This is a genomic window from Spiroplasma endosymbiont of Seladonia tumulorum, from assembly GCF_964020235.1.
GTDB lineage: Bacteria > Bacillota_I > Bacilli_A > Mycoplasmatales > Mycoplasmataceae > Spiroplasma.
Genome location: NZ_OZ026545.1, coordinates 1,231,309 through 1,257,974, shown reverse-complemented (window position 1 = coordinate 1,257,974; position 26,666 = coordinate 1,231,309). Strand labels below are relative to the sequence as shown.

34 protein-coding genes and 1 pseudogene are annotated in these 26,666 nt (G+C 23.4%); 16 read left to right on the top strand and 19 right to left on the bottom strand.

Annotated features, from left to right (window positions below; translation table 4 throughout):
• Positions 1 to 27: 27 nt before the first annotated feature.
• The 3 genes from AACL22_RS08050 (at position 28) to AACL22_RS08040 (ending at position 2,577) form a co-directional block, all read left to right on the top strand.
• On the top strand, positions 28 to 1,488 hold the full coding sequence (locus tag AACL22_RS08050; RefSeq protein WP_338991155.1) for a hypothetical protein: 1,461 nt from the start codon (positions 28 to 30) through the stop codon (positions 1,486 to 1,488).
• A 23-nt stretch (positions 1,489 to 1,511) separates the two neighbouring features.
• Complete coding sequence (locus tag AACL22_RS08045; protein WP_338988713.1) at positions 1,512 to 2,147, top strand: hypothetical protein; 636 nt, start codon at positions 1,512 to 1,514, stop codon at positions 2,145 to 2,147.
• Positions 2,148 to 2,241: 94 nt separating this feature from the next.
• Positions 2,242 to 2,577 (top strand): hypothetical protein, encoded by a 336-nt coding sequence (locus AACL22_RS08040; protein WP_338989736.1) that lies wholly within the window; start codon positions 2,242 to 2,244, stop codon positions 2,575 to 2,577.
• 25 nt (positions 2,578 to 2,602) lie between these two features.
• On the opposite strand, the gene AACL22_RS08035 is transcribed toward AACL22_RS08040, so the two are convergent.
• The 10 genes from AACL22_RS08035 to AACL22_RS07990 form a co-directional block, all read right to left on the bottom strand.
• Complete coding sequence (locus tag AACL22_RS08035; RefSeq protein ID WP_338988709.1) at positions 2,603 to 2,779, bottom strand: hypothetical protein; 177 nt, start codon at positions 2,777 to 2,779, stop codon at positions 2,603 to 2,605.
• Between the two features lie 6 nt (positions 2,780 to 2,785).
• The gene (locus tag AACL22_RS08030; RefSeq protein ID WP_338991153.1) at positions 2,786 to 3,259 is read right to left on the bottom strand and encodes a hypothetical protein; all 474 of its coding nucleotides are present in this window, start codon (positions 3,257 to 3,259) and stop codon (positions 2,786 to 2,788) included.
• A complete protein-coding gene (locus tag AACL22_RS08025) occupies positions 3,259 to 3,927 on the bottom strand; it encodes an ERF family protein (RefSeq protein WP_338991151.1) in 669 nt (222 codons plus the stop codon). Before AACL22_RS08025 ends, AACL22_RS08030 begins: the two co-directional genes overlap by 1 nt.
• Positions 3,911 to 4,564, bottom strand: a complete 654-nt coding sequence (locus AACL22_RS08020; RefSeq protein ID WP_338991149.1) for a hypothetical protein — start codon at positions 4,562 to 4,564, stop codon at positions 3,911 to 3,913. The genes AACL22_RS08025 and AACL22_RS08020 overlap by 17 nt, the downstream gene beginning before the upstream one ends.
• Positions 4,555 to 4,971, bottom strand: coding sequence for a single-stranded DNA-binding protein (locus AACL22_RS08015; protein ID WP_338988701.1), 417 nt, complete (start codon positions 4,969 to 4,971; stop codon positions 4,555 to 4,557). Before AACL22_RS08015 ends, AACL22_RS08020 begins: the two co-directional genes overlap by 10 nt.
• Positions 4,972 to 4,973: 2 nt before the next feature.
• Entirely contained in the window at positions 4,974 to 5,111 is a 138-nt protein-coding gene (locus tag AACL22_RS08010) for a hypothetical protein (RefSeq protein WP_338988699.1), read from the bottom strand.
• Position 5,112: 1 nt separating this feature from the next.
• Positions 5,113 to 5,286 carry a hypothetical protein gene (locus tag AACL22_RS08005; protein WP_338988935.1) on the bottom strand — a complete coding sequence of 58 codons (174 nt, stop codon included), beginning with the start codon at positions 5,284 to 5,286 and terminating at the stop codon, positions 5,113 to 5,115.
• 13 nt (positions 5,287 to 5,299) lie between these two features.
• Complete coding sequence (locus tag AACL22_RS08000) at positions 5,300 to 5,467, bottom strand: hypothetical protein (RefSeq protein ID WP_338991069.1); 168 nt, start codon at positions 5,465 to 5,467, stop codon at positions 5,300 to 5,302.
• Between the two features lie 9 nt (positions 5,468 to 5,476).
• Entirely contained in the window at positions 5,477 to 5,761 is a 285-nt protein-coding gene (locus tag AACL22_RS07995) for a hypothetical protein (RefSeq protein WP_338991147.1), read from the bottom strand.
• A 591-nt stretch (positions 5,762 to 6,352) separates the two neighbouring features.
• Complete coding sequence (locus AACL22_RS07990; RefSeq protein WP_338991144.1) at positions 6,353 to 6,517, bottom strand: hypothetical protein; 165 nt, start codon at positions 6,515 to 6,517, stop codon at positions 6,353 to 6,355.
• Positions 6,518 to 7,135: 618 nt separating this feature from the next.
• On the opposite strand from AACL22_RS07990, the gene AACL22_RS07985 reads away from it, so the two are divergent.
• The 6 genes from AACL22_RS07985 to AACL22_RS07960 all read left to right on the top strand — a co-directional run bounded on the left by AACL22_RS07985 (position 7,136) and on the right by AACL22_RS07960 (position 12,730).
• Positions 7,136 to 8,041: a hypothetical protein gene (locus AACL22_RS07985; protein ID WP_338991141.1), complete on the top strand. Its 906-nt coding sequence runs from the start codon at positions 7,136 to 7,138 to the stop codon at positions 8,039 to 8,041.
• A 12-nt stretch (positions 8,042 to 8,053) separates the two neighbouring features.
• A complete protein-coding gene (locus AACL22_RS07980; RefSeq protein ID WP_338991138.1) occupies positions 8,054 to 8,989 on the top strand; it encodes a hypothetical protein in 936 nt (311 codons plus the stop codon).
• A gap of 15 nt (positions 8,990 to 9,004) precedes the next feature.
• Positions 9,005 to 9,274 carry a hypothetical protein gene (locus AACL22_RS07975; RefSeq protein ID WP_338991136.1) on the top strand — a complete coding sequence of 90 codons (270 nt, stop codon included), beginning with the start codon at positions 9,005 to 9,007 and terminating at the stop codon, positions 9,272 to 9,274.
• Positions 9,275 to 9,533: 259 nt separating this feature from the next.
• Entirely contained in the window at positions 9,534 to 10,541 is a 1,008-nt protein-coding gene (locus AACL22_RS07970) for a hypothetical protein (protein WP_338991134.1), read from the top strand.
• Between the two features lie 352 nt (positions 10,542 to 10,893).
• Positions 10,894 to 12,492, top strand: coding sequence for a hypothetical protein (locus tag AACL22_RS07965; protein WP_338991133.1), 1,599 nt, complete (start codon positions 10,894 to 10,896; stop codon positions 12,490 to 12,492).
• A gap of 31 nt (positions 12,493 to 12,523) precedes the next feature.
• Positions 12,524 to 12,730: a hypothetical protein gene (locus AACL22_RS07960; RefSeq protein WP_338991131.1), complete on the top strand. Its 207-nt coding sequence runs from the start codon at positions 12,524 to 12,526 to the stop codon at positions 12,728 to 12,730.
• 24 nt (positions 12,731 to 12,754) lie between these two features.
• On the opposite strand, the gene AACL22_RS07955 is transcribed toward AACL22_RS07960, so the two are convergent.
• Both AACL22_RS07955 and AACL22_RS07950 read right to left on the bottom strand, forming a co-directional pair.
• Positions 12,755 to 13,030 (bottom strand): hypothetical protein, encoded by a 276-nt coding sequence (locus AACL22_RS07955; RefSeq protein WP_338991130.1) that lies wholly within the window; start codon positions 13,028 to 13,030, stop codon positions 12,755 to 12,757.
• Between the two features lie 237 nt (positions 13,031 to 13,267).
• Positions 13,268 to 14,470, bottom strand: coding sequence for an ETX/MTX2 family pore-forming toxin (locus tag AACL22_RS07950; RefSeq protein ID WP_338991128.1), 1,203 nt, complete (start codon positions 14,468 to 14,470; stop codon positions 13,268 to 13,270).
• A 541-nt stretch (positions 14,471 to 15,011) separates the two neighbouring features.
• Here AACL22_RS07950 and AACL22_RS07945 point away from each other — a divergent pair.
• Complete coding sequence (locus AACL22_RS07945) at positions 15,012 to 15,275, top strand: hypothetical protein (RefSeq protein WP_338989576.1); 264 nt, start codon at positions 15,012 to 15,014, stop codon at positions 15,273 to 15,275.
• Positions 15,242 to 16,126 (top strand): IS3 family transposase, encoded by an 885-nt coding sequence (locus tag AACL22_RS07940; protein WP_338993043.1) that lies wholly within the window; start codon positions 15,242 to 15,244, stop codon positions 16,124 to 16,126. The genes AACL22_RS07945 and AACL22_RS07940 overlap by 34 nt, the downstream gene beginning before the upstream one ends.
• Positions 16,127 to 16,551: 425 nt before the next feature.
• Here the strand turns inward: AACL22_RS07940 and AACL22_RS13840 are convergent, their stop codons facing one another.
• The 4 genes from AACL22_RS13840 to AACL22_RS07925 all read right to left on the bottom strand — a co-directional run bounded on the left by AACL22_RS13840 (position 16,552) and on the right by AACL22_RS07925 (position 18,916).
• Positions 16,552 to 16,686, bottom strand: a complete 135-nt coding sequence (locus AACL22_RS13840) for a hypothetical protein (RefSeq protein WP_422397506.1) — start codon at positions 16,684 to 16,686, stop codon at positions 16,552 to 16,554.
• Positions 16,687 to 16,713: 27 nt separating this feature from the next.
• The gene (locus tag AACL22_RS07935) at positions 16,714 to 17,502 is read right to left on the bottom strand and encodes a hypothetical protein (RefSeq protein WP_338991126.1); all 789 of its coding nucleotides are present in this window, start codon (positions 17,500 to 17,502) and stop codon (positions 16,714 to 16,716) included.
• A 269-nt stretch (positions 17,503 to 17,771) separates the two neighbouring features.
• Positions 17,772 to 18,512, bottom strand: coding sequence for an IS3 family transposase (locus AACL22_RS07930; RefSeq protein ID WP_338993042.1), 741 nt, complete (start codon positions 18,510 to 18,512; stop codon positions 17,772 to 17,774).
• A gap of 140 nt (positions 18,513 to 18,652) precedes the next feature.
• Positions 18,653 to 18,916, bottom strand: coding sequence for a hypothetical protein (locus AACL22_RS07925; protein ID WP_338989576.1), 264 nt, complete (start codon positions 18,914 to 18,916; stop codon positions 18,653 to 18,655).
• Positions 18,917 to 19,471: 555 nt separating this feature from the next.
• On the opposite strand from AACL22_RS07925, the gene AACL22_RS07920 reads away from it, so the two are divergent.
• From AACL22_RS07920 to AACL22_RS07905, 4 genes are all read left to right on the top strand, one after another.
• A complete protein-coding gene (locus tag AACL22_RS07920) occupies positions 19,472 to 19,765 on the top strand; it encodes a hypothetical protein (protein ID WP_338991123.1) in 294 nt (97 codons plus the stop codon).
• Complete coding sequence (locus tag AACL22_RS07915; RefSeq protein WP_338993041.1) at positions 19,732 to 20,646, top strand: IS3 family transposase; 915 nt, start codon at positions 19,732 to 19,734, stop codon at positions 20,644 to 20,646. Before AACL22_RS07920 ends, AACL22_RS07915 begins: the two co-directional genes overlap by 34 nt.
• Before the next feature lie 91 nt (positions 20,647 to 20,737).
• Positions 20,738 to 21,061: a hypothetical protein gene (locus tag AACL22_RS07910; RefSeq protein WP_338991120.1), complete on the top strand. Its 324-nt coding sequence runs from the start codon at positions 20,738 to 20,740 to the stop codon at positions 21,059 to 21,061.
• 46 nt (positions 21,062 to 21,107) lie between these two features.
• Positions 21,108 to 22,625, top strand: a complete 1,518-nt coding sequence (locus AACL22_RS07905) for a phage terminase large subunit (RefSeq protein WP_338991117.1) — start codon at positions 21,108 to 21,110, stop codon at positions 22,623 to 22,625.
• Between the two features lie 132 nt (positions 22,626 to 22,757).
• Here AACL22_RS07905 and AACL22_RS13835 read toward each other — a convergent pair whose 3' ends face one another.
• Both AACL22_RS13835 and AACL22_RS07900 read right to left on the bottom strand, forming a co-directional pair.
• Positions 22,758 to 22,934 carry a hypothetical protein gene (locus AACL22_RS13835; protein ID WP_422397505.1) on the bottom strand — a complete coding sequence of 59 codons (177 nt, stop codon included), beginning with the start codon at positions 22,932 to 22,934 and terminating at the stop codon, positions 22,758 to 22,760.
• A 66-nt stretch (positions 22,935 to 23,000) separates the two neighbouring features.
• Positions 23,001 to 23,687 (bottom strand): DDE-type integrase/transposase/recombinase, encoded by a 687-nt coding sequence (locus tag AACL22_RS07900; RefSeq protein ID WP_338991115.1) that lies wholly within the window; start codon positions 23,685 to 23,687, stop codon positions 23,001 to 23,003.
• Positions 23,688 to 24,025: 338 nt separating this feature from the next.
• Between AACL22_RS07900 and AACL22_RS07895 the strand changes: the two genes are divergently transcribed.
• On the top strand, positions 24,026 to 24,475 hold the full coding sequence (locus tag AACL22_RS07895; protein ID WP_338991113.1) for a lipoprotein: 450 nt from the start codon (positions 24,026 to 24,028) through the stop codon (positions 24,473 to 24,475).
• Positions 24,476 to 24,494: 19 nt separating this feature from the next.
• Here AACL22_RS07895 and AACL22_RS07885 read toward each other — a convergent pair.
• Positions 24,495 to 26,576, bottom strand: a pseudogene (locus tag AACL22_RS07885) (spiroplasma phage ORF1-like family protein); the annotation flags it as partial.
• Positions 26,577 to 26,666 lie beyond the last annotated feature (90 nt).

Here is a 26,666-nt window from a genome sequence, read left to right as displayed (position 1 = left end):
ATCGTAATCAATTAAGAGGTGTTTTATATGGAAAATAATTTAAGTAATTTGTTATTTATAACAGTTGAAGATGTTAAAGAAAGTAAACTTCGACAGCCTATTAATGATAGAAAACAATCTGCTTATAATGATAATTTAATTTATAATGCTATTTTAAAAACTAGTTTATGAATGGATAGATTATCAGGTGGGACAATTTCCAATAAAATAAATAAAAAAGATTTATTTCCATGAGTAAAAAAAGATAATACTGGTTTAATTGAAAATGATAAATGATTAAGTTATATTCAATCTGCTTGTTTATTAGCAGTTATAAATTGATATTTACCAAAAGGAGTTAATGATTTAACTGGTAGTGCTTCATTTTCACAAGGTGGTGTTGCTTATTCACAAACTAATGATCCTGAGGCAAATGAAAATATTACTCGTGATGTTAAAAATGCTTTAAAATTAGCCGGTGAAATAATTGATATTATATCTAGTAAAACAGTATCTAGACCTTATAATTATAGTTTAGATAATTATGCTCATCCATGAGAAGAAGAATATAAACATATTAGTAAAAAAACTTTTTATTTAACATTATTATTTTGATTAAAAGATAGAATTGTTAAAGATAATAGTATTAATATTAGTTATCCTACAAAAAATGATTTTAGTAAAATTGATTATAATGAATATATTAAATTAGTCGTTCCGTTTGATAATGATACTATTTATGAAGAAAATGGTGTTTGAAAAGCAAAACAAAGTAATGAAATTCCATCGGATGTTATTAAAGATAGTTATTTAAATAAAAATTATATTGAAAAAGTTGATGATAAATATATTGTAAAAACATCACAAGATATTAATACTAAACAAGATAAATTAGTAAGCGGTACAAATATTAAAACTATTAATGGTTCTTTATTATTAGGCAGTGGTGATATATCTATTAGTGGTGGCAATGATTGAGAATTAATTAATTATCCAGAAGCAAACGAAAAATTAACATTTAAAATTCCAGATTATGATTTAACAAAATATTACTATAAAATATCAATTTCAATAACAGATTATGCATCTGCTAATAAATTTGTACCACATTATTTTGAAACAATATCACAAAAATCAATTTTTTCATTTTTAGCAGCTAATTCTTATGAAAGCATAATAATTAAGCAAGATGGATCAATTAAAAATGAAACAAATAATATTGTTATTAAAGATTTAACAATTAAAAGAAAATTAATAAATAATAGCGAATTAATGTCAAATGAACCACATTCTATTTATAATCGTGATATGGATATTGATTTACCCAAGTATCAAGAAGAAACATCGGACTCTTATGATATAGTGATAAGAAAAATAAATAGTGCAACAACTATTAATGAATTAAATTTATTTGAAAAACATCCAATATGAAGAATTATTTCAAATAATAGAAATGATATTAAAGAATTATTCAATAAAAAATGATTAGAATTAAATAAAAATGAATAAAAAATTAAATGAGGTAAATAATTATGAAACAAGATAAAACAACTTGATTAAAGGGTGCCTTACCTTGAAATTGATTTAAAAAAGACCCTATTCCGACTTATAATTGAACTCATAAAGATATTAGAGAATGAGAAAGAAAATATAAAATTCGTAGTTGAGTAGTTAGTTTTTATACATTGATATTTTTAGCATTAAATTGTTGATTAGAGTATGGGATGATTAATGGCATTAAAGACCAAATTAATTGGTATAATTATGGACAATATTGAGGTAATGGAATTGCTATTTTGATAACACCTTTATTTACACACGGAATTCAAGGTATATTTGTTGCTAGTAGTAAACCAAAAGTAGATATGAAAATTGATATACCAAGATTAAAAATATCTAAAATGGGATTAGTATTTACAATATTACCTTTAATTACTTTAATAATTTCTTTAATTATTATTTGAATTGATAAATCAAAATGAAAAAAAGACCATTTAAGACATTGTTTTGACTGCCGTATTAATCCGCGTGTCGTTCAACCACGAATAGCTAAACAATGAAATAATTTAGATGGCATAACAGAAGAAAAATTAAAAAATATACAAAATGAAAATATTAAAAAACAAAAACAAGAAGAAAATAAACAAGAATTAAATATAAACAAATAATTAAATTTTATTAAAATAGACTATATTTATAGGGGTGGTTGATATTTTTGGGTGGTTATATAGTTTAATTTATAAATTATTTTGTTCTGAAAGGATGGATGGCCACTGTTTGAGTAAGGATGAGAAAGGAAGTAAAAAAATGTTAAATGATACATTAATGATTGCTTTACTTGTATTAGCGGGTGCTGGTGGAATGGGTAGTCTTGGTATTCTTGGATTATCTGCTAAGAAAATTAAAAAATATAAAGCAGAAATTAGAGAATTAAGAACAGCTGTTATTGCACACGAAAAACATTTACGAGGACCTGAATATGCAACAGAATTAGCACTTAAAACAGGTCAAATTAAAAATGTTAAAAAACAAGTTAAAGTAAACAACAAAAAACAAGAACAAAAAGATGCTATTAGACAACTAACAAATAGTATTTAAAAAAATAACCTTAATTGGTTATTTTTTATTTTTCTTTATTGTGTTTTATATAAAAATTAATAAGATGTTCTATTCGTTGTGAATAAGTATCAAAATTTAATTTATTTCAAACTTTTTCTTCATTTTCATTTAAGTAAACATTTATATTACGAATTTTACAAGAATAATATTTTCTTGTTTTTTGATTGTATGATTGTTTCATAATATATTACCTCTCATAATGAGCAATAATAATTGCATCGCGTAAATGATTACTTATTTTATTATTATTATAAAATCAACCCTTACCATATTGATAAATTAAATTAGTATCTTTATCAAATTTTCATAAATAACTATCATTATATTTACTTAAATTTTCCATATTTTTAACCACTGATTTAGTATAACGGGGTGATATTCAATTAACATTATTTAATTCGTGTGTATCATATTTAATTACTCCAATTATTTTTAATAAATCATCACGGTCTTTTGAACCATTAGCATTTGTATATAAGCAATTTTCAATGTTTACAAGACAAACACTATTGCAGTGTTTAAATAATATATCTTTAATAAAATCAACTTGTTTTATTCATAAATAATTAGTAAATTCTAATTTTTCCTTTAATTTATTATCTTCATAAACAACAATAGCGGTAGTACCAGTTCCTGATGGGTCAATACCTATTTTTATCATTATCTTAAAAATCTTTCTTTAAATTGATAATAAAAATCTTCGCTTTGTTTTCTAATCAGAACTGGTGATAATTTTTCAACATTTAATTCTTCTTTTAATCAATTTTTACCTTTTGAAATAATATCTTGTTCTATTTTTGTATTTGTAATAAAATTTTTAATATTATTGAAATGCTGTTCACTCATTCAATTTGGATTTGAGTTGTTAATAATTTCTGTTTGTTCTTTTTCTTGTTTAGAATTAATTTTACTTATTTCACTATTATCGGGGTCTAATTCTTCGGTTGGTAAACCTAATAGTTTGCTTAAAACATATTTAACTCCATAAGTTAATGCTGACCCAATACTTTTAGCGGGGTCAGTATTTTTCCCTGTAAAAGGTCAATAAGTTTTAATTTCTTCTGTTTCTTTACATAAAGTTAATTCCATTTCAAAATATGGTATATCATTAATTACTTTTAAAGTATCTTTCACATAACTCCAAATATATGTAATATGATGCTTTTTAAATTCTTTTTTAACTAATTCTAATACTTGTGCTTCACCAAAATAGTTATAAATTGTTCTACCATTCATTTGCATTGTTTGGTTTTTTTCTAAATATAATGATAAATCGTGTTGTATTTCACCAATACTTGCTATTAATGTTTTTTTAGTTTCTTGTGGCATTTTCTCATTCCTCTCTTTCTTGTCATATTAAAATTGCTTCTTTAATTTGTTCTAAATTTTGTTTAGTAATATCAACTTTTTCTTTAATTACTATTTTTAATTTTGGATTTATAATTATCATTAATATTTTTTTATTATCTATACAAAAGTCTTTTTCTAATAAATAATAAAGTTTTAATTGCCAAATATAGCGTTCAATATCTGTTTTCTCATTAGAACTAGTAATTTTTCAATCACATATTATATATTCATTATCAGTTGTTATTCCAATAAAATCAGTTGTCCCACACATTAAAGGACTATAAAGTGTTTTTTCAGTTTCATAATATTTAAATTTAATATCTTTTAAAGTTTCTTGATATAGTTTTGTAAAATTTTTAAATAATTCACGATGTGATTTTATTTCACAATCAATAAATTCAATTAATTCATCATCAAAATTATTTTTTATTCAAACATCAATCATATTATGTAAACATATTCCACGATTTTGTGCTAATTTTAAAATATTCTCATCAATTTGTGAAAAATCTTTTGGCACTAAAATATTAACAATTTTACTTACACTAGGTATTAAAATACTATACTTATGTAATTCATCATTAAAAATATATAAAGGTTTTAAATCTAATCTCATAAAATTGTTTCATCATTACCAATATTTTGATTATCATTATTAAATAATTCTTTTGTCTCAGATGAATTAAATTCTATTTTTTCTTGTGGTTTATCAGATTTTTTTAAATCATTATTTGTATGTAAAAATTCATAATTAGATACTTGAACTATTCATTCAGTTTTATTATCTTTATTTTTAAAAGATTTTAAAACACCAGTAATTGCTATTTGACTACCTTTTTGACAATATTTTTGTAAAGTAATTGCTTGTTTATTTCAAACTTGACAAGGAATAAAATCAGTTTCTTTTTGTTTTGAATATGGGCGAGTAATTGCTAAATTAAAAATAGTATATTCTTTTCCATTACTTGTTTTCTTAATTTCAATATCTTTTGTTGTTATACCAATTCCAATAAATTTATTCATTATTAAATTTCCTCCAAATTCTTTTCCATAATTAAAGTATCAATATATTCATAAGCACTTTCTTCTGAATGACATTCTTCTAATGCTTCATTAAATAAATCTTCTTCGGTATAAACTTTGCCATTTTCATCTTTTCACATATTATTCACATCCTTGTCATTTAATATTTTCATTTTCTAAATCAATAATAGTTGTTAATCATTCTTGTTGATTTTCAACATTAGCAGTAGTTTTTGCTTCTTCTAATGTATAAAAACAGCTCGTTTTAAAATCACTATATTTACTTTTCATTACCAATAAGTATCTTTTATTCATAATTTAATTCCTCCTAATTCTTTTTAGTATTTAATGCTCAATGTTCATCTGCAATATCTTCAAATGATACTGAATAACTTTTAAGCATTAATTCACTTAATTTATTTTCTTGATTGCATTCTTTATGAAAACAATAACCTCAATATCTTTTTTTAATACAAGTTTTATTTAACTTTTTCATATATACCTCCTAAATTATTCCTTTGATTTTTTGGTCAATTTGCAATATTTTTCAACCATCAGAAGCTAAATCTAAAATATCGTTAATTTTGTAATATTGCATATAAGAAGCAATAACATCTCATTTATCTTTAAATAAATTTAAGTACATTTTGGCTCATTCTAAACATTGCAAATCATAATGTTTTTTATGATGTGAAATACGACAATTAATAGGTTGACAATTAACTCAATAAAATGATGTTGTTATTTCATTTCAAGTTTTATTAATATATTTACTTTTATATTCTGTCATTATAATTCCTCCTAGTTTTAACTTGCTGGCACTCACTCCCAAGTGAAAGTGCCAAGCGAGAATTAGTTATATAAGTATTTATCTATTTACTTACTACGCCATCCGCCTCACTGGGGGTGAGCGGTGGCGATATGTTAATTGTTTGAATGTTTAATAATCCACAGTTGTTTTTTAATATTGACGCCAGACATATATATGTCTTCCTTTATCCGTGCCCATTTGTGCTTTTGCTCTGGGATTTGACGTTCAGTTTTTAAATTAAAAATTCACTCGCATTTTAAAGGACCAAATGCTATAAAACTCCAACCAACCACACTTTTCGCAAATTTAATTGTAAAGTCACTATCTCTATTTTTATTGTCGTTTGATATTAACCTTGGACTTATCACGACTATCGCTTAGTTCTAATGAACCAGCGCCGATTTACATTTTTCCTCATACACTATTTCAGTACTTGCCTCGGCCGGCGGTGGAATAAAAACACTTAGTTATTTAAAATAACCGTTCCGCTCTGCATTAAGTTGTTTTATAAAATTTAAGTTTTAATAAACCAGTTTCATAATCAAAGATAATTTTTGAATTTTCTAAGCGTTAATAAAACCGCTTTTGTGTTTTATCTTTTACTTTATTCAATAAATCTTTATGTTTTTCACAAGTTCATAAAACTTTATTTGATAAAAATTCTTCGATAATGAATGATATTGCTTTATAGCAATTATCAACATCACATATTGTTTGTTGCTTATTAATTTTCATTACCTACTCCTTCCTTTATTAAGTTTTTTTATTAGCAAATTAATTAACTGAAACAGAGAAAGGACAACACCTTAAAATTGGAGAAAAAACAGGTACACTTTATAAAGATTTCTAAGATATTTAATAAATGTGTAAACAACTTAAAGAGGGTATCAAAAAGTTGTAATAAAAGTTTCTATTTTAAGAATTTAAGATGCTGTCCTTTCTCTGAATCAATTAATAATTTTGGTTTAACAAATAAAAAAACCATTTTAGTAAATGGTTTAATTTATTATTTCTATTCAATTTCTATGTATTTGTTAAAACCCTTCTTTTTTCCATGCGACCGAAAAATTAGGTGTAATAACTGCTAATAATTTAGAAGATGTTGTAAGACAAGTTAGAGGTAAAAAGATTTTATCTGATAAATTAATATTTGATTTTACAAAACAAGCTAATAATGAAACTTTATTATATACAATTGGAAAATTAGCCCGAAATGATTTTTATAAGGGTTTTAAAGTTTCTAAATTAGAAACAATTAATAATTTATTAAAAATTGAAAAAAATATTCAAAAAATAAGTCCTACATTAGTTCAAAAAATACCACGCATAAATGAAATAAATGCTAATAAATGATTGTCTGAATATGGATTAAATATTGATAAAATAAGCAAAATTAATACTAATGAGTGATATAACATAATGACTAATCTTCATAAAAAAGGTGTTGGTAAAAACCTAATATTAAATGCTAATTTAATGCGGGGCAGTAAAATATATAATAATAAATTATTAAATATTTTTCATCAAACACCAATTAAATTAAATAAAATTTTAAATCATTTAAACCCAAATTTTTATATTCAAAAAGTAACTAAAAAATTATTAGCCCCAATTGAAAAACAAATAATTACTATTAAACAAAAAGTAATTAGTAAAATTACTGATAAAACTAAAAAAATATTATCTAAATTTGAAACTAAGACTATTAAAAAAGGTCAATTATTACCTTTTGCTTATGGTTCTGATGTTTTTTTAGCAGTTAAAATTGTTCCATTATCAGTTGCGGGCGAAGTTGCTTTAACAATATATTATAAAAATCCTAAATATGCCCCTATTGTCGTTATGACAACTTTAATCAAAGCAGAACAGTTTGTTTTAGCTCCTGAACCGTTTAAATTCTATATGAACAGTGAGTGGTTTATTGGTTGGGGATTTAAAAAAACAAGTTTGTTTAATTTAGTTTCTTTTGCCCCACTTGTTTATCAGCAAGTAGTAAAAGATAGTTTTAAAATATATCGGACAATTGCTAAGATATTAAAAATGCAAGAACAATTTAAAAATAACTTTAATAAAGATAAATTGTTAAATACGCTAGAAGATAGTGCGGTTACTAGTTTGTTAGGTAATGGACTAGTATTTCAAGCATATAAACAACTCAGAACAAAACAAGATTTAAACAAAACAATTAAAACAAAAACATTACTAAATAGTAAAAAATTTATATTAAAGAAAATATATTCTAAAAAAAGTAAATGATAAGGAGATGATTAAATGTTAAATGAATTATGACAAAATGTTACTTTGGAAAATTATAATAATTTTATTCCAATGACAGGTAAAATTACACAAGTTCCAGTTCGTTATAATAAGTTTTTTAAAGGTGATGTAGAATTATGATTTAAAACATTTGCTTTAAGAGCCCAAAATATGATTAATTCTTACTTAAACTATCCATTTTCAAAACTAAAGTTTGAAACATTTAAAGATCCATTATTAAAGAAAATTTGTATTAATATGGTGTTTATTACGATTGAGCATTGAAAATTTAACCGCATTCCAATTGAATTTTTTACTTCGACAAATATGAGTGTTGGTGATATTAATTATTTATCGCAAAATGACCCTATGATTACTTGACAAGGTCTATTGCCTACCTATGCAAAATCATTGGCTAATTTAACAACTTTAAAGAAACTGTTTCGTACTTTTCAAGAAGAAGGTATTGATTTAACAATGATTGATTTAGAAGCATATTATACTCAATTAGAAGTTGATGCTTTATTAGATAAACTTGTTATAGAAAAAATTAAAGATGAAAAACTTGCAAAAATAAAAGAAGAAATTTTAGATGAATTAAAAAAATCAATTGTTATACCAAAAGTTCCAGATTGAGAAATTGTTGATACTAGTGATTTTATAGTTGGTCAAACTGGATATAATATTCCTAATTTTGATAAAGAAAATTATATTTATAGAATTTGAGCCTCAGGAAAAAATATCAAAGGAGATTTAAAAAGTCAAGGGATGTTGCAAACAAGGCATAGTTTTAGACAAACAATAGGTGTTATATATGATCAAATAGGTGTTAATAGTGCATGTTTAGCATTATCTATTAATCCTAATGGATTGATTAATATTGGAGTTAATGGTCCAGCAACATTTAGACCTTTGGGATTTGTGTTTATTGAAAGAAAAAAGGTAAATTAGAAAGTAGATGTTATTATGCCAAAAGTAGAAATTAAAGATGTAATTATGTTTTTGAAAATATTTGGAGTTTCATCATTGTTTTTTATTGCAGGAATTATTATTTGTTTTATAGGAGAAAAAACATTAGGTATTTCTTGACCAGCATATGTTATTGTTTCAGCAATGCTTATCGGAGCTGGAATTATAGTTTTGATTATTGAAACAATTAGATTTATCAAAACACATAACAAACAACAAAAACAAGATAGTATTGAAGATGTTATTAAAAAAGAAGATACAAAATAAAAAGGTGTTATAAATAGGATTATTACCAGCAAAAAAGAAATTAAAAAAAGAATATGATATTGATAGTTATTATCTTAATTTAGCATCAACGATTACTAATCGTAAAAATGTTACTGTTCAAAAACATAATGAGATTTTAGAAAAAAGAATTTGTGAAGATAATGCTAATTTTTTAAATCCGCGAAATTTATAAATTAGCATTTATAATCCACTTACTAATCAACAATTAGATACTAAATTAATTAATAGCTTTTTAAAAATGCAGGACTTTACCAATAAGAATTGATATAACGAATATAAAATTAATAAGAATGGTAAAGGTGCATACTTTATTTTTGCTAATAATTCAAAACTTAATTTTATTACTATTGATTTTTACAATGACCAATATGATGAATTAGGTAATTTAGTATCTTGTACTTTTGATTATGACTCTTATATTAAAAATGATCAGAGTATTTTTATTACTGAAAAATTAGAGATTGATGCTGTAATTAAACAAGTTAAAGTTATTAGAAAGTTAAAAACACGATTATATAGTACTATTACCGACTTATATATTGATGATGCTAAATGAAATAACTATACAACTTTACAAAAAGAAGAAATATTACCACTTAATTTTATTCCAATTGAAATTATTCCTAATAACCCTAATTTTGAGCCTTCTGCTCGTTATGGTAAACAATTTGCTAGTATTTTAGATATTATTGCTGAAAAGATAATGTTAGACCCATTGTTAAATAGTGGTAAATTTATTATTAATACTAATGGTGTTACTGGTGTTGTTGACCAAGAAATTAGTAAAATGTTGGCTTCATTTATTGAAAATGACTTGTTATTAGTTGAAGGAGACCCTGATAGTAATTTTCAACCAGTAGACTATATTGCTGGTAATTTAAAAGGTGAGCAATTAACCAAAATATATGATTGATTATTAACTAATTACTATAAAATAAATCGCCATCATGTTCCCGCAATCGCTAAGGGAGCACAACAAACGCAAGCCGAAGTTGCTGGTGTAAATATTCAAACAAACGCATCATACGAACAAATGATATATATTAGAGAAATTAAATTAACTGAATTTATTATTAAGTTAATTAAATATGATAATGCGATTTTAAACAGTAGAACATTCAATATTAAAAATATTGACGAGTTAATTGTTGATGTTCGCTTACCAGTAAATGCTACTTTAAACAGACAATTAAAAAATAACGAAACTATTATCAATATGTCTAATGAAAAAGGAGAACAAGAATAATGTTAAAACCATCAGAAAAAACGCTAGCACAATTAGCAGAAAATGATGAACCAATTGACTATTCAATTGATAGTATCCCCTAGATTTTGCTAATCAATCGCAGTACAGTGACCCTGATTTAGAACAATTATTTACAGAAGACCGTGCAAGAATCTTATATATTTATAAAATTAATAATCTTGTTAAGACAAAACAAAAACCAACCTTAAACTACTCTCAAAATAGTGTTAAAATAGGTTTTATTGATAAAGATGAATATATTAAAATAACTAATTATGAAATTAGTGACTTTAATTTTAAATTACAAATTCAACAAAACACCACAGTCCAAGATAATAGCACAAGTTATGTAATGATTGATGAAAAAGATATTTTAATTAATGATATTTCAAAAAAAGACAAAGAATTTTTAGAATCTTATGACTTAAAAATAGTATCTATTAATGAACCAATTAGTGAAGACAATAAAAATGAATGTTATATTATCGAAGAATATAAAAGACCTTATTCACCTGATGGTGTTGATATTATTAAATCTACTCATTTAGTTAAAATAACTGACTTTAAATGAAAAAACCAAAATAGTATTCATTTAGTTTTACAAAAATCATTGCCCGAAGATACAGTATTTACTGGAATTGAAATTAAATATCCTAAATCAATGTTATTTGGCAATATTAAGTGTTGAGGCAATGTCAATGGTGTTTATTCTTATCCATCATCAAATATTGAAAATGCTAGTTTAGTACCATTGTTATCAATGCCAATTGAAACAAACCCCAATTTAAGAGTATTTCAGTATTGATTTACTGAAAGTTTTTTACCATGAAATATTGCAAAAAATTATATTCAAGGAAAAGATATATTAGGTTTATTAGATATTAAAGAATTAAATATTGTTTTATTAAATTATTTAACTTATCGCTATAACTATGATAGAAAATTTCAAGGAGCAAAATATGATGAAAAAGGTAACCCTACAAATAAATCAGCTATATTACGCCAAAAATTCGAAGGACAAAAACCCGAAGATGTTATTGATGGTTTATTTGAGAACTGAAAACTAGATAATCCTACATCGCTTAATGACAGTGCTGTTAAAAAATTTAAACAAATTATCTATATGTTATCAAATTATACATATAGTAAATATGCAATTAATAAAGGCTATAATGATGATGATAAATTATTTGTCCCTTATTATTTTGAATTAATATCTAATCCAAGAGAGGTAGAAACTGGATATTGAGAATTTGAACATTGTAAAGTTAAATTAAATTCATCATATTTTAATTTTAGTGGTGGCTCTACTCCACCAACATCAATAAATTATTGAGAAGAAGTTCATCCTGATGACCAACCATTTAATACAGTTGATAATAAATATTATTTTGTAGTGTGGCGTGGTGAAAAAACTGATGATTGAAGAATTATTAAATTTAAACACTCTGATTTTCAAGAAAAGATTTTAGATAGTTATAAAAGATTTAAACTTAAATTAAAAATAGGTCTACATCCTTACCCAGATTTAGTTATTGATGTAAATATTTTTAATCATGAGTGATGAGAATTTAATATCAATATTTATTTTAAATCTGTTTATCGATGAAATAATGATAGTGAACCAAACACACCATTTATTTCACCTAAAACTGGACAAATTACAGATTGAAATTTAAAGCAACAAGTTAATATTAATAACAACAAAAATAATGAAATTAAAGTAAATGTTAAAAATAATGATATTTCAGAAAACCCCATTTATCAATTAGAAGCAAATTATTTTAATTGACTATCAATAACAAATGAATTAGAAACAAATAACATTCCTTCTCTTATTCCTGCTGAAATTAAATTATCAGATGGAGAATATGGCAAATATTTAACTAATTTAATTGCTTCTAACTACAAAATAGAAGAATATTTAAACTATTTTTTCACAACGATATAGATTAATTTATTCTAAGGCGGTTTGGACAAGTATGACTAAAAATTTAGTTGAAAATAGTATTAAAATAACTTATGATGTTAAACTATTTATTTTAAATCAAATTGAAATATCTGGGATATGGGGTTATGGAAATTATGATATTACAATTTTTACTGAAAAAGAACAAATTAATATTAATAAGTTAAAATTATTTAATAAGAACAATGAAAAATTGTCATTTATTACATTAGAAATATAAAAAGTCATTTTAATAAATGACTTTTTAACTAACTTGGATTACACCACCTTTATTAGCTATTAAATTAGGTTCTTGTGAATATGAATTTCATCGATAAACAGATTTAAAATAAATATTGATATTAAATTCTCATCACTCATGATTAAAAATATTTACATCAATAACTAAATCTGGGTAAGGATGTAGACCTATTTTTAGTTTAAGTTTAAATCTTTTATAACTATCTAAAATCTTTTCTTGAAAATCAGAGTGTTTAAATTTAATAATTCTTCAATCATCAGTTTTTTCACCACGCCACACTACAAAATAATATTTATTATCAACTGTATTAAATGGTTTTTCTTGTGGTGCTATTCATTCTAAAATACCGTCTTTTGTATTTATATTATTTTTTTCTTTTAAATCTGTTAATTCTTTTTCAGTATAAGTATATTGTGATGTGTTACAAGCAACTAAACTTGTTGTACTTGTTTCAATTAAAGTTATTATTCCTAAAAGATTTAATATTTTTTTTATACTATGTTTATAATTAATTTTTTATAACCCTACGCCCATTGTGTTATCTTTAAATGTTTCATTTTGTTCATATGAATTTAATGGAATAGCTTCTCCAATTTCAGTCTGATGCATAATTATTTCTTTTTGACTTTTAATATCATAAGAAAATTTTATGCTATTATCATTATTTATTATAATTTTTGAAGGTAAAATATTATTTTCTAGTAAGCTAGACATAGCATCTTTTATTGAAATAGAAACTGTTGTTCTATTATTGTTTTTATCAAGGAAATCGGCACTAACCATACCTTGAACTTTTTGATAATAACTTAAAATAAGTACTATATTATTCTTTCATGCATTAACAGAAATTGAAATTTTACTATGTGGTGGTATTTTTACTGGTTGAGAAGGGACATTTATTGTCATAGTTTCAGTAGTTGTTTTAATTTCTGTATTAGAAGAATTTGTAACTTCTCCTATAGTATAATTTTTTGATCCCCCTCATGTTTTACCCGCTACAACTTCAACCGAAACTTCAAGTTTTGCACCAAAAACAAGTGGAACACCAGCATTACTACTAGTTTTTACTGTAACTTTACCATTTACATTTCAATTTCAATTTTCAGTATTTGATGTTAATTCTGATTTAGAAAATCCATTCATTTTTTGAAATGTATTTGTTTCTGTTAATTGTTTAGAACAAGAAACTGTATTTTGTGTTTGTTCGATACTACTATTATTTATAAATGTTGAGTCAGAATCTTTACAAAAATCATTAATATCTTGTTCTAAGTTAGATGATTTATTTTTTTGTGTTTGTTTTAAAGTAACATCAGATAATGTTAAATTTTTTAAATTAATATTGTAAATTTTTTTAATTTTATAACTAGGATTTTGTTTTTTATAGTATAAATATAATCCTCTTTTTATTTGTTCTTGAATATTAATGATTTCAGATTCAATTAATTCTAAAGGATCATACTCATAAACATTATTATCATCTGAACCAAAATATAGCTTGTTATTTAACACAACTCCTGAATCTTTAATGTCTCCACCTGTAGTAATAACAACCTGTGAAATTTCAGTAATATTTTGTTTATTATTTTGTCTTTTATTTCTAATTATCAAATTTTCTAAATTATTTTCTTTTTGTTGATAAGAACTAGCGGCAACCGTTGTTGGTACAGCAGTTCCACTAATTGTTAATACACTTAATAAACTTAAAAGTTTTTTCAATTTATATAATTTCCTTTCTTTCATCTTGAAACTTTTTACCAAGATCTATTGACATTATATATATATATATATATATGCAAGTCAAGCATTTTTAAATATGTTTTAGAAAGGAGATTGTTTAGAATGATTGTTATTGTAATTATATTTTATTACTAATCTGGGCTCGCGGTGATTTTCATAATTTTATGAAAAATGCCTTAAAGTTTAAAAAAACTTTTGCCGCGCTTTTCAAAATACTTGGGAAAAATTCTAAGCGTTAAGCGAAGAATTTTATAAAGGTTCCCAAATTTGTTTGAAAGAACCTCAAAATCTTTTTTAACTTGTCAGTTATTTTATCACAAAAATTTAAGAAAATCAACCGCTCGCCCAAAACCTCAAAAAACTATATAATTAGCTTTGTATATAAAAGAAAGGGTTTTTTAAAATGGATAAAACAAAGCATCATTTTACTTTTAAAGAAAGAGTAATGTAGAGTGCACCCAAAAAAGTAAGTAAAATAAAAAAAGATTTTGCTAAATTTTTATAGGGGGTGCATTTTTATATGGCAAAAAAAGGTCAAAAATATAACAAATATACATCAGAATTTAGAACAAAAATCATTGAGGAAATTAAACAAAAAAGTTGTTGAATAGTAGCAAAACAATATAATATAAATGCAAATACAGTAGAATCTTGATGAGAAAATCATAAAAAAGGAAAATTAAACAATCCTAAAGGACCTAAAATTTCTTTTGGCAAAAGAAATTTAGAATATTATAAAACAAGGTATGAATTATTAAAAAAGCTCCATGACTTTTACAATTAAGCAAACTAAGAATTGTCTCTTTTATTAAACAAAATTTTTGTGAATATTCAATAAAATTATTACTAGAAGTAACAGGGTTAAAACGTAGTTATTGAAATAAATATAAAAATTATGACAGTAGCAAAAAAGATAAAAAAGCAATAAATGATATTGTAAAAGTCTATGAAGAAAATTTAAAACAATTTGGTTATCGAAGAATTACTAAATATTTAAAGGAAGATTATGGTATAAAATATAATTCAAAAAAAGTTTTAAGAATTATGCGTGATAATCAAATACAACCTGAATATGTAAGAAAAATGAGAAGAAAAATGAAATATAAACAGAATAAAGAAAAAAGCTTATTGCAATATCCTGATTTAATTAATCGTAAATTCAATGATATAAAAACAAGGTTTTCAGTACTATATACTGATGTAACATATTTAATTTGAAAAGGAGAAAGATATTATCAATCAACAATTATTGATGGATATACTAAAGAAATAGTTGATGTAAAGTGATCTAAATATAATGACAATAAATTAGTAATGGATAATTTAAATGATGCAATTAATAAAATAAAATTAATAAAAAAAGATCTGAATGGAATAATAATTCACTCAGATCACGGATATCAATATACATCCACTATTTATCACGATAAATGTTTATCTAACAATATTACAATTTCAATGGGAAAAAATTACCACTGTGCAGATAATATTGTTATAGAAAGTTTTCATTCATTACTTAAGAAAGCTACAATCCATAATAAAATATATAATTCACATGAAGAATATATACAAGATGTTATAAAATGAAATACATGATATTCAAATCGTAAAGAAAAAGATATAATTAAAAAATAGTAAATACTTTTTTATTAGTACTTACTAAAATGGGTGTACTCTATTAAAAATCTCTTTTTATATTACCATCTTCATCAATATTTAAATTAGGTAATTTCTGTTCTTCACCATTTCAACGATAAACTGATTTAAAATAAGTGCCATTATCTTCTAATCAATAGTAATAAAAAGCTGGTTTAAAAACAACTAAATCATATGGAAAAATTGATATACTTTCACTTACCCCCCTTTTTCCTATTTTTAAACTTATATTATTTTCAATATATTTAGTATTATGTAAGTAATCAGAATGCTTAAATTTAACAATTTTTCAATTATCTCTTTTATCACCACGCCATACTACATAATAATATTTATTATCTACATTATTAAATGGTTTTTCTTGTGGTGTTATTCATTCTAGGTTATCTCTGATTTTTTGGTTTTTAGTATCTTTTTTTTTTTTTTTCTTTAAGTTCTTTTAATTTTTCTGGTGAATATTTATCTTGTGTTGTATTACAAACAACTAAACTTGTTGTACTTGTTCCTACTAATGAAATTGCTCCTAATAAACTTAATAATCTTTTCTTTTTTTTACTTCTTTCTATTTAAATAAATTGTGCAGCAGGCAATTTAAAATTAGGTATTTCTAAATCAAAAACAGGATAGAAAAATCAATAATAAAATTTTCCACTAATAGAAAAATTATTAATTATTTTTTCAGATGATAAATCAACAGGAAAGTTCATATTTTTTATTTTTACCATTTCGTATTTTAAAAGATATTTACTGTTATTATTAAAATTAGGATTTAATCTATCATATTCTTCATAAATTTTTGGTAATAATGCTGTAATTAATTCTTCTTCTGTAACATTTTTAACATCTTTAGCAATTATTTTTTCTGGTGTATTAATTTTTTCTACTTTAAAATTTAATGAAACACCATCAGAACTGGCATTAGGACTAGGACTACTTACAAAAGGTTCATTATTGCTAGTATTTGTTTCAACTTTAAAATGAATTGTTTTTTGGCCACTAAAATTGACTATAGTAATTACTGCACTATTTTCAGTAATATTTGTAACATTGATGTTTTTTGTATCTAACTGTGGATTTAACTCTATTATTGCTTCTTTAATTTGTTGTTCTGTTGGCTTGTTTAATCCATTATTAGTTTTAAATATATGTTGAGATTTATTATTTATTGCATTTCTTCTTACTCTATTTATTTTTTCTATACCTAAATTTCCTCAATTTAATTTATTAATATCATTTTCATCATCTTTTTTTATTTTTTTTTCATTATTTTTATTAGTACAAGAACAAGAACTTTCAATCAAAGGTGCACCCCCACTAATTGTTAACAAACTTAATAAACTTACTAATTTTTTCATACTTGTATTTCTCCTTTTCATATCTTGAAACTTTTTTTCAAGATTTACTTGCATTATATATATATATATATATATAATCAAGGCTAAATTAGTTAATAAAAATAAAAAAGTGCCAATAATAAACACTTTTGTTGATATTTTGATAAATAATTATTCATAGAAAAGATTACTACAAATATTTTACAAGATGGATAAGTAATTTATTTAATTTAATAAATTACTTAGATGAATTATACAATAAAAAAGAGATAATTTAGAGTGCACCCATTTTAGTAAGTACTAATAAAAAAGTATTTACTATTTTTTTTAATTATATCTTTTTCTTTACGATTTGAATATCATGTATTTCATTTTATAACATCTTGTATATATTCTTCATGTGAATTATATATTTTATTATGGATTGTAGCTTTCTTAAGTAATGAATGAAAACTTTCTATAACAATATTATCTGCACAGTGGTAATTTTTTCCCATTGAAATTGTAATACCGTTAGATAAACATTTATCGTGATAAATAGTGGATGTATATTGATATCCGTGATCTGAGTGAATTATTATTCCATTCAGATCTTTTTTTATTAATTTTATTTTATTAATTGCATCATTTAAATTATCCATTACTAATTTATTGTCATTATATTTAAATCACTTTACATTAACTATTTCTTTAGTATATCCATCAATAATTGTTGATTGATAATATCTTTCTCCTTTTCAAATTAAATATGTTACATCAGTATATAGTACTGAAAACCTTGTTTTTATATCATTGAATTTACGATTAATTAAATCAGGATATTGCAATAAGCTTTTTTCTTTATTCTGTTTATATTTCATTTTTCTTCTCATTTTTCTTACATATTCAGGTTGTATTTGATTATCACGCATAATTCTTAAAACTTTTTTTGAATTATATTTTATACCATAATCTTCCTTTAAATATTTAGTAATTCTTCGATAACCAAATTGTTTTAAATTTTCTTCATAGACTTTTACAATATCATTTATTGCTTTTTTATCTTTTTTGCTACTGTCATAATTTTTATATTTATTTCAATAACTACGTTTTAACCCTGTTACTTCTAGTAATAATTTTATTGAATATTCACAAAAATTTTGTTTAATAAAAGAGACAATTCTTAGTTTGCTTAATTGTAAAAGTCATGGAGCTTTTTTAATAATTCATACCTTGTTTTATAATATTCTAAATTTCTTTTGCCAAAAGAAATTTTAGGTCCTTTAGGATTGTTTAATTTTCCTTTTTTATGATTTTCTCATCAAGATTCTACTGTATTTGCATTTATATTATATTGTTTTGCTACTATTCAACAACTTTTTTGTTTAATTTCCTCAATGATTTTTGTTCTAAATTCTGATGTATATTTGTTATATTTTTGACCTTTTTTTGCCATATAAAAATGCACCCCCTATAAAAATTTAGCAAAATCTTTTTTTATTTTACTTACTTTTTTGGGTGCACTCTAAATTTAACCTCTTTTTAGATGAGCAAGCGACTACGCTCTTACCAATAAGCGGACAAGTCCATGTGGCTCATCTTTGTCGGACAGCTTACCTGTTCTCTAAGAACATACCAGCAATTTTGTTTCTAGAAGTATTTACCGACTAGACTCTGACCGACAATTTATTTGGATATCCATATATAGAAGTAGGCTGTAAACCACTGAACCTATTACTTTTAAAATAGGTACCAACTCTATGTAAATTAATTATATATAAATGTAATTATTTGTAAATACCTTTATTACGCGTTTTAAGATCTAAATTAGTAATAAAATATATTAAGTTATATTTTTTTATATTAATAGTTGTATTACTAAAATAATAGTGTAGAATAAAGTTAACGGTTTATCCTTTTAACAAAAAAGTAATTTACGGTTTATGCTTTCCACCTTAAAAAGACTTAATGTAGAGTGCACCCCAAAAAGTAAGTAAAATAAAAAAAGATTTTGCTAAATTTTTATAGGGGTGCATTTTTATATGGCAAAAAAGGTCAAAAATATAACAAATATACATCAGAATTTAGAACAAAAATCATTGAGGAAATTAAACAAAAAAGTTGTTGAATAGTAGCAAAACAATATAATATAAATGCAAATACAGTAGAATCTTGATGAGCAAATCATAAAAAAGGAAAATTAAACAATCCTAAAGGACCTAAAATTTCTTTTGCCAAAAGAAATTTAGAATATTATAAAACAAGGTATGAATTATTAAAAAAGCTCCATGACTTTTACAATTAAGCAAACTAAGAATTGTCTCTTTTATTAAACAAAATTTTTGTGAATATTCAATAAAATTATTACTAGAAGTAACAGGGTTAAAACGTAGTTATTGAAATAAATATAAAAATTATGACAGTAGCAAAAAAGATAAAAAAGCAATAAATGATATTGTAAAAGTCTATGAAGAAAATTTAAAACAATTTGGTTATCGAAGAATTACTAAATATTTAAAGGAAGATTATGGTATAAAATATAATTCAAAAAAAGTTTTAAGAATTATGCGTGATAATCAAATACAACCTGAATATGTAAGAAAAATGAGAAGAAAAATGAAATATAAACAGAATAAAGAAAAAAGCTTATTGCAATATCCTGATTTAATTAATCGTAAATTCAATGATATAAAAACAAGGTTTTCAGTACTATATACTGATGTAACATATTTAATTTGAAAAGGAGAAAGATATTATCAATCAACAATTATTGATGGATATACTAAAGAAATAGTTGATGTAAAGTGATTTAAATATAATGACAATAAATTAGTAATGGATAATTTAAATGATGCAATTAATAAAATAAAATTAATAAAAAAAGATCTGAATGGAATAATAATTCACTCAGATCACGGATATCAATATACATTCACTATTTATCACGATAAATGTTTATCTAACGGTATTACAATTTCAATGGGAAAAAATTACCACTGTGCAGATAATATTGTTATAGAAAGTTTTCATTCATTACTTAAGAAAGCTACAATCCATAATAAAATATATAATTCACATGAAGAATATATACAAGATGTTATAAAATGAAATACATGATATTCAAATCGTAAAGAAAAAGATATAATTAAAAAAATAGTAAATACTTTTTTTATTAGTACTTACTAAAATGGGTGCACTCTAGAAAAAGTCTTTTTTTATTTATTTTACTTTTTTATATTTTTTTGTAGAATGGTGATGACAAAAAGAGGTAAAAAAGATGCAAAAAAAGGTAAAAAAGACGGCAAAAGAATGATGAAATAGTGTAAAAGAGCGTCAGATTAAAGATAAATTAACAAAATTTGATGAATATTGTAAAGAAAATAATATCAAACTTGCCACAAAAGAAACCTTATTAATCTTTTGTAATTTAGAAGAAGATGAATATAATGCCTTAAAAGATACTAATTTATTAGCATTTAATGAACTTAAAATGAAAATAAGAATATTAGAAAATAATATAAAATTACATCTCTTAAACGAAACTAAGGGGGTGTATCGGTATATGCACAGTATTATGGCCGTGAAAATGAAACTGAAATAAATTATGCTCCTCCAGTAATTAACATAACAGATAGGAGAAAAATATAATGGCAATGTTATATGAATATAGTTATCTTAATGAAATAGTAGTTAGTTTACTAAATAATACTGAATATATTGCTGATGAGATTAATTTAGCAGGTAGTCGTAAAGCAGGTAAAACATATTCTATTGATGAATTAATAGCATTATTAAGTTGTGTAGTATTAGCACATAAAGATAAAAAAATAGCAATATATGGTTTTAGATTAAATAGTGCAGATACTGCTGAAATGCAACAAGATATTCAAGATGCCTTAGATAAAGTTGGTTTAATACTTAACAATACTAAAAAATGGCGTGGTGGACATTATCAATATAATGCTAGATTTAATAAACCCACTTGATTATTCCCTAATGGTAGTTTTATTAAATTACAAGGAGCAAGAAAAAGTAATTCATCGCAAGTATTAGGGAAAGGAACAGCAAGAGCAAATGGTGCTGATTTATGTATTATTTGATTAGAAGAAGCTAATGAATTTAGTAAATCAGAAAAAGAAGCAATTATGCAAGCAGTTCGTGATTATAAAAAATTAATATTAATTACAAGTACTAACCCTGATAGTATTTATCAAGATCATATAGATTATTTAAATAAATTATTACTTTTTAATCGTAAAGAATTAGAAAGTAATGGTGAACAAATATCTAAATTAATAGTTCCAGTATTAGATCCTAAAACAGGTCATAAAGCATATAATAAAAAAGTAATTAATCATTATACTAATTATTTAATTAATAAAGATAATTTAAATTATGATGAATTAATGAAATTATATGAATTAAAAGCAGAATGACCTAAAAAATATGAGGTTTGAGGAATTGGAATGCCTGGAGCATTAGATGGTAGTATTTTTGCTAATTATTTATTTAGTAAATTATACGATTTTGAACCAGTTAATTTTAGAGCAGGTTTAGATTTAGGTTATGCAGATAGTCCATTGGGACATGCAACTCATGCTATTTTAATGGGATTAGATAGAGAATATAAAAAAATGACACCATTAATGGAATATAAACATAGTAATGCTGAAATGATACATAAAGATACAACTAATATTTTATTTGAAATAGTACACTTTTTTATAACTGCTTCTATAAAATGAGATTATTTACAAGATGGTTTAGATGTAAATGTTGACTATGGAAATGGTGGTTTAGTTTCTATTGATACATTAAATAATATTAGGCGACAATATTTTCCTGAGGCTAATTGATTAAGATTTAAACCAGTAGTAAAAGATGTTTGATATAGAACTGATAGAATTGATGCTATAATCATCCTGCTAAATAAGAATTATTTACAAATTAGTCAACGATTAACACCAGAGTTATTTAAGGATATGTTAAAAATGGAATGAAGAAAACCACCTGCAAATAAATCTACTTATAAATTAGAAGATAATAAATTATTTGATGATGGTTTTGATGCTATGACTTATGCTGTTATGGATATTATGGAATATTTTATAAAAACATTAGATAATCCATTTTTAATAAGTAAACAATTCGGAAAGCGAGGTTAAAATTATGGCATTTTGAAATAAAAATGTAGTATACCACAGACATTTTGGAGATTGCAAGAAATAAATATATAAATAAAATTATAACATTGACAAACTAAAAAAAAGTTTAAATAAAACTTTATAAATTTAAAATTATTTAGTTAAATTAGTTAAAAATTCAAATGGTGTCTGAAAATTTAAAGATTTATGCACTCTTTCAAAATTATAAAAGTAATAATAATCATTTAATTTATTTTGTAAACTAGCTGCATCCAATATTTTTTCATCAAATACAAATAACTTAGTATAATTTTGATAAAATCTTTCAATTTTACCGTTTGACTGCGGAGAACGAACAGGTGTTGTTTGATGTAAAATATTTTTATCTGTTAAAAATTAAGTAAAAGTAGTTTCTTTAACAGTACTTTTTTGATTATTCCGATGACTATTAATAAATTCAGAACCATTATCAGTTCTAATTCGTGTTATTTTAATACCAAATATTTTTTTAAAATCACTGATTGCTCTTTTAACAGCATCAATAGCATTCTCGGTGCATAATTTATCATAAATATAACCGAATACTCCTCTAATTCTTTCATCAATAAAATCATAAACATAATACTTTTTATCAACTGGAAATTTACTTGGCATAAAATATTTCGCATCCATTTGTAATAATCCTAATTCTTTAACTTCATATCTTGGATGTTGTCTTTTAATTTCTTTAATTTTATTTTTTATTTTTAATCAACGCTTATCTTTTTTAAGTCAACGAAAAAATGTTTTTAAATTTTTAGGTGCTTTATTTTTTAATTCTTCGCCATGAATTTCTTTTTTTAAATTATAAAACAATGATAAAACACCCCCAGCGTGTTTATCACAATATTCAAAATATAAATCACAAATATTCTCGCGAACATCATTACTATATTGATAATTAATATTATTAGGAACTGTTGATTTTAATAATAAATCTTCAAAATTATTATTTGCATATGCAACTAAAATTTTATTCGATCAATAATAAAAAGTTGAAAATTTATTTTTAAAATATTTTTTAATCAAGTCTTTTAATAACAATTTAGTTTTAAGAAAAAACTCCTTACATAAATTAATATATGCAAATATTTTCTTTTTTTATTCTTTTATAATATTTATTTTGATGGTTTTTACTTAAAAAATCTTGCAATTTTGCTTGTAAATCGCCTAAATTAGAGTTATTAATAATATATTTCATTAATTCACCTCATTTTTTAAAAATAATATAGTATAGTTATATCATTTAAAATAATTTTTATAAAACTTCAAACTTTTTTAAACAATCATAACCATAATAAGTAAGTATCGTTTCTAAAACATATTTAAAAATACTTATATATATAATGTCAATAGAATTTGATAAAAAAGGAGAAACAAATATGAAAAAAATACTTAGTATTTTAGGAGCAATTGGATTAACAGCAACAAATACAACGAGTTTAGTTGCTTGTGATAAACCTAAACCAAATAATAATGAAAACGGCGGAGGTAATAAACCAGAACCCACACCAGAACCACAACAACCACCAGAAAATAGTAATTGAAAATTAGTTACTGATATAAAAAATGAATTCAAAGAAAAAAATAATAAATGATATTTCTTTTGTATTGAACGAACTGATTTCACATTAAAGAAATATTATTCTACTTCATTATGAGAAAATAACGGTATTAATATAGAATATAATAATGCAAAAAATATTAAAATAGGATTTGAAACTATTAAAATTATTGATATTAAATCAATCTATCGTTGAGATGGTAAAGGTGAACCACAAACACCCCAAATTGATACAAATACAGGTAAAATTACAGATTGAAAAGAATAAAAGGACTTATAGTCCTTTTTTATATTAATCGCACAAATTTCATAAATATAATTAATAAGAATAAATTAGTTATTGTACTATATAATGCAGGACTAAATTTTCATACTTCGAATGTTTAACTAAAAAAACTATAAATTGTTTGAAAAATCTTCCCAACACCACTCGCTAATTCGTTTACTTGTTTTATACCTGGAATATTATTCACAATTCAAATTGCCGCATTACGAATATGACACGCCAAATTATATCAACTACAACTTTCATATTGTGCTTGTCATCACTGACTATCAGGGAATAATCCACCGTTATTTATTTCTTGTCAGTTATAAATTCCAAAATTAAAATCATAATAACGATACATGTCATTTTCTTTTTGGGCTTGTAATTCAAAAACATTATAACCGATTTTTTGTTTTTCCATTTTTTTATATTTTAAACCATATTTTTTTTAAAGCACCTTCAAAAACATAACCTTCATTTTGATTAATATTATAATTATTTGCAACTGAAAAATTATAATTAAATACATCTCCATAATTTGTATTATAAAACCGATTTTTATAAGCAGAATACATCTTAAAATCTAATGATTTATATTTATCTGAAAAATAAAAATAACGCGGATAAATTTTAAAACCATTATTGGATAATAAACCATATTTTTTATTATATCCTTGTGTATAAGTATTATTTTCTAAATCAAAAATTGTTCGTAAATAATCCTTATAAAAATTTTGTGAAACTGTAAACATACTATTTAATAATTTTTCAAATTGATTTTTATTAGTATTTTTTTCATCAATTAAAACATCTCTAAAATTAACTAATTTTAAACCAAAAAAATTAATTAAAACAGTATCATATTGTAAATTATCAATATAACCACTTTCTATAAAATTACTCCGATTTTGAAACACAGGTACCAAAGCATATGCAAAAAAGGCTTTTAAAAATTTATTAATGTCAATTTGTCCTTTCATCTGTTCAAAAACTTCTTTACCAGTATTAGGACTATTACCCTGATAATAATTATAAGTTTCAGCACTAAAATTAAAGATATTTTCTTTATCTTTTATAAAAGAAAATAAAAACCCTAAATCATCAGTATACCGATAACTATTATAATCATAACCATTCCAATATTGTTTAAGATGTATTAATTCTAAACTACCAGCAATAATATTATTATCTTTATCAATTGTTAAAACCATCCGATAAATTGATTTTTTAGTTAAAATAGTACCAGTACTAGACTTGTCCAAATTATTAATAATTTCAAAATCAAAAATTATTCGTTGTGTTCCAACAATAGAACTCTCATAATTAGGATTACCACCTTGCTGAACTCTAATATTTTCTTTAATAATAACATCTAAGTACTTATTTAAAAAATCTTTAACTTTATTTTGATTTTTAACACTTCAATCTGTAATTTTACCTGTATTTGTATCAATTTGGGGTGTTTGTGGTTCACCATTACCATCTCAACGATAGATTGATTTAATATCAATAATTTTAATAGTTTCAAATCCTATTTTAATATTTTTTGCATTATTATATTCTATATTAATACCGTTATTTTCTCATAATGAAGTAGAATAATATTTCTTTAATGTGAAATCAGTTCGTTCAATACAAAAGAAATATCATTTATTATTTTTTTCTTTAAATTCGTTTTTAATATCTTTAACTAATTTTCAATTATCTTCAATTAAATTAACCGATTGTAAATTATTTATATTTGTTTTTAATTTATTTAACATTTGCGTTAAATTATATTTATTTGTAAAAGAATAAATAAAATTGGTCAATTCTTTTAAAAATTGTTTTTTATCAACATCATAAAATTTGTTAATGTTATATTGTCTAGCATAATTATCTCAATTTTTATATAAATCCATAAATTTATCACTAGGTTTATCGTAAGAAACACCAGTTGAATAACTATCCTTTAAAAAATCTAAGTATCATTTATCATTATAAGTTAATAATTTTGATGTTTTTAAAGTCGGATTAATAAAGTAATTGGTATCGCTTCAATTTTCAAAAAAGTACTGCGTAAAAACATCGTATTAATAAAATCAGTTTCATTTATACCAGTTTCTACACTTCGCTTTGTTCTTGCTTTTTCTGCTGTTTGTTATGATTGATGGTTTTGTTGTAATGTCATCGCCCCTAATGAGAAAAAAGA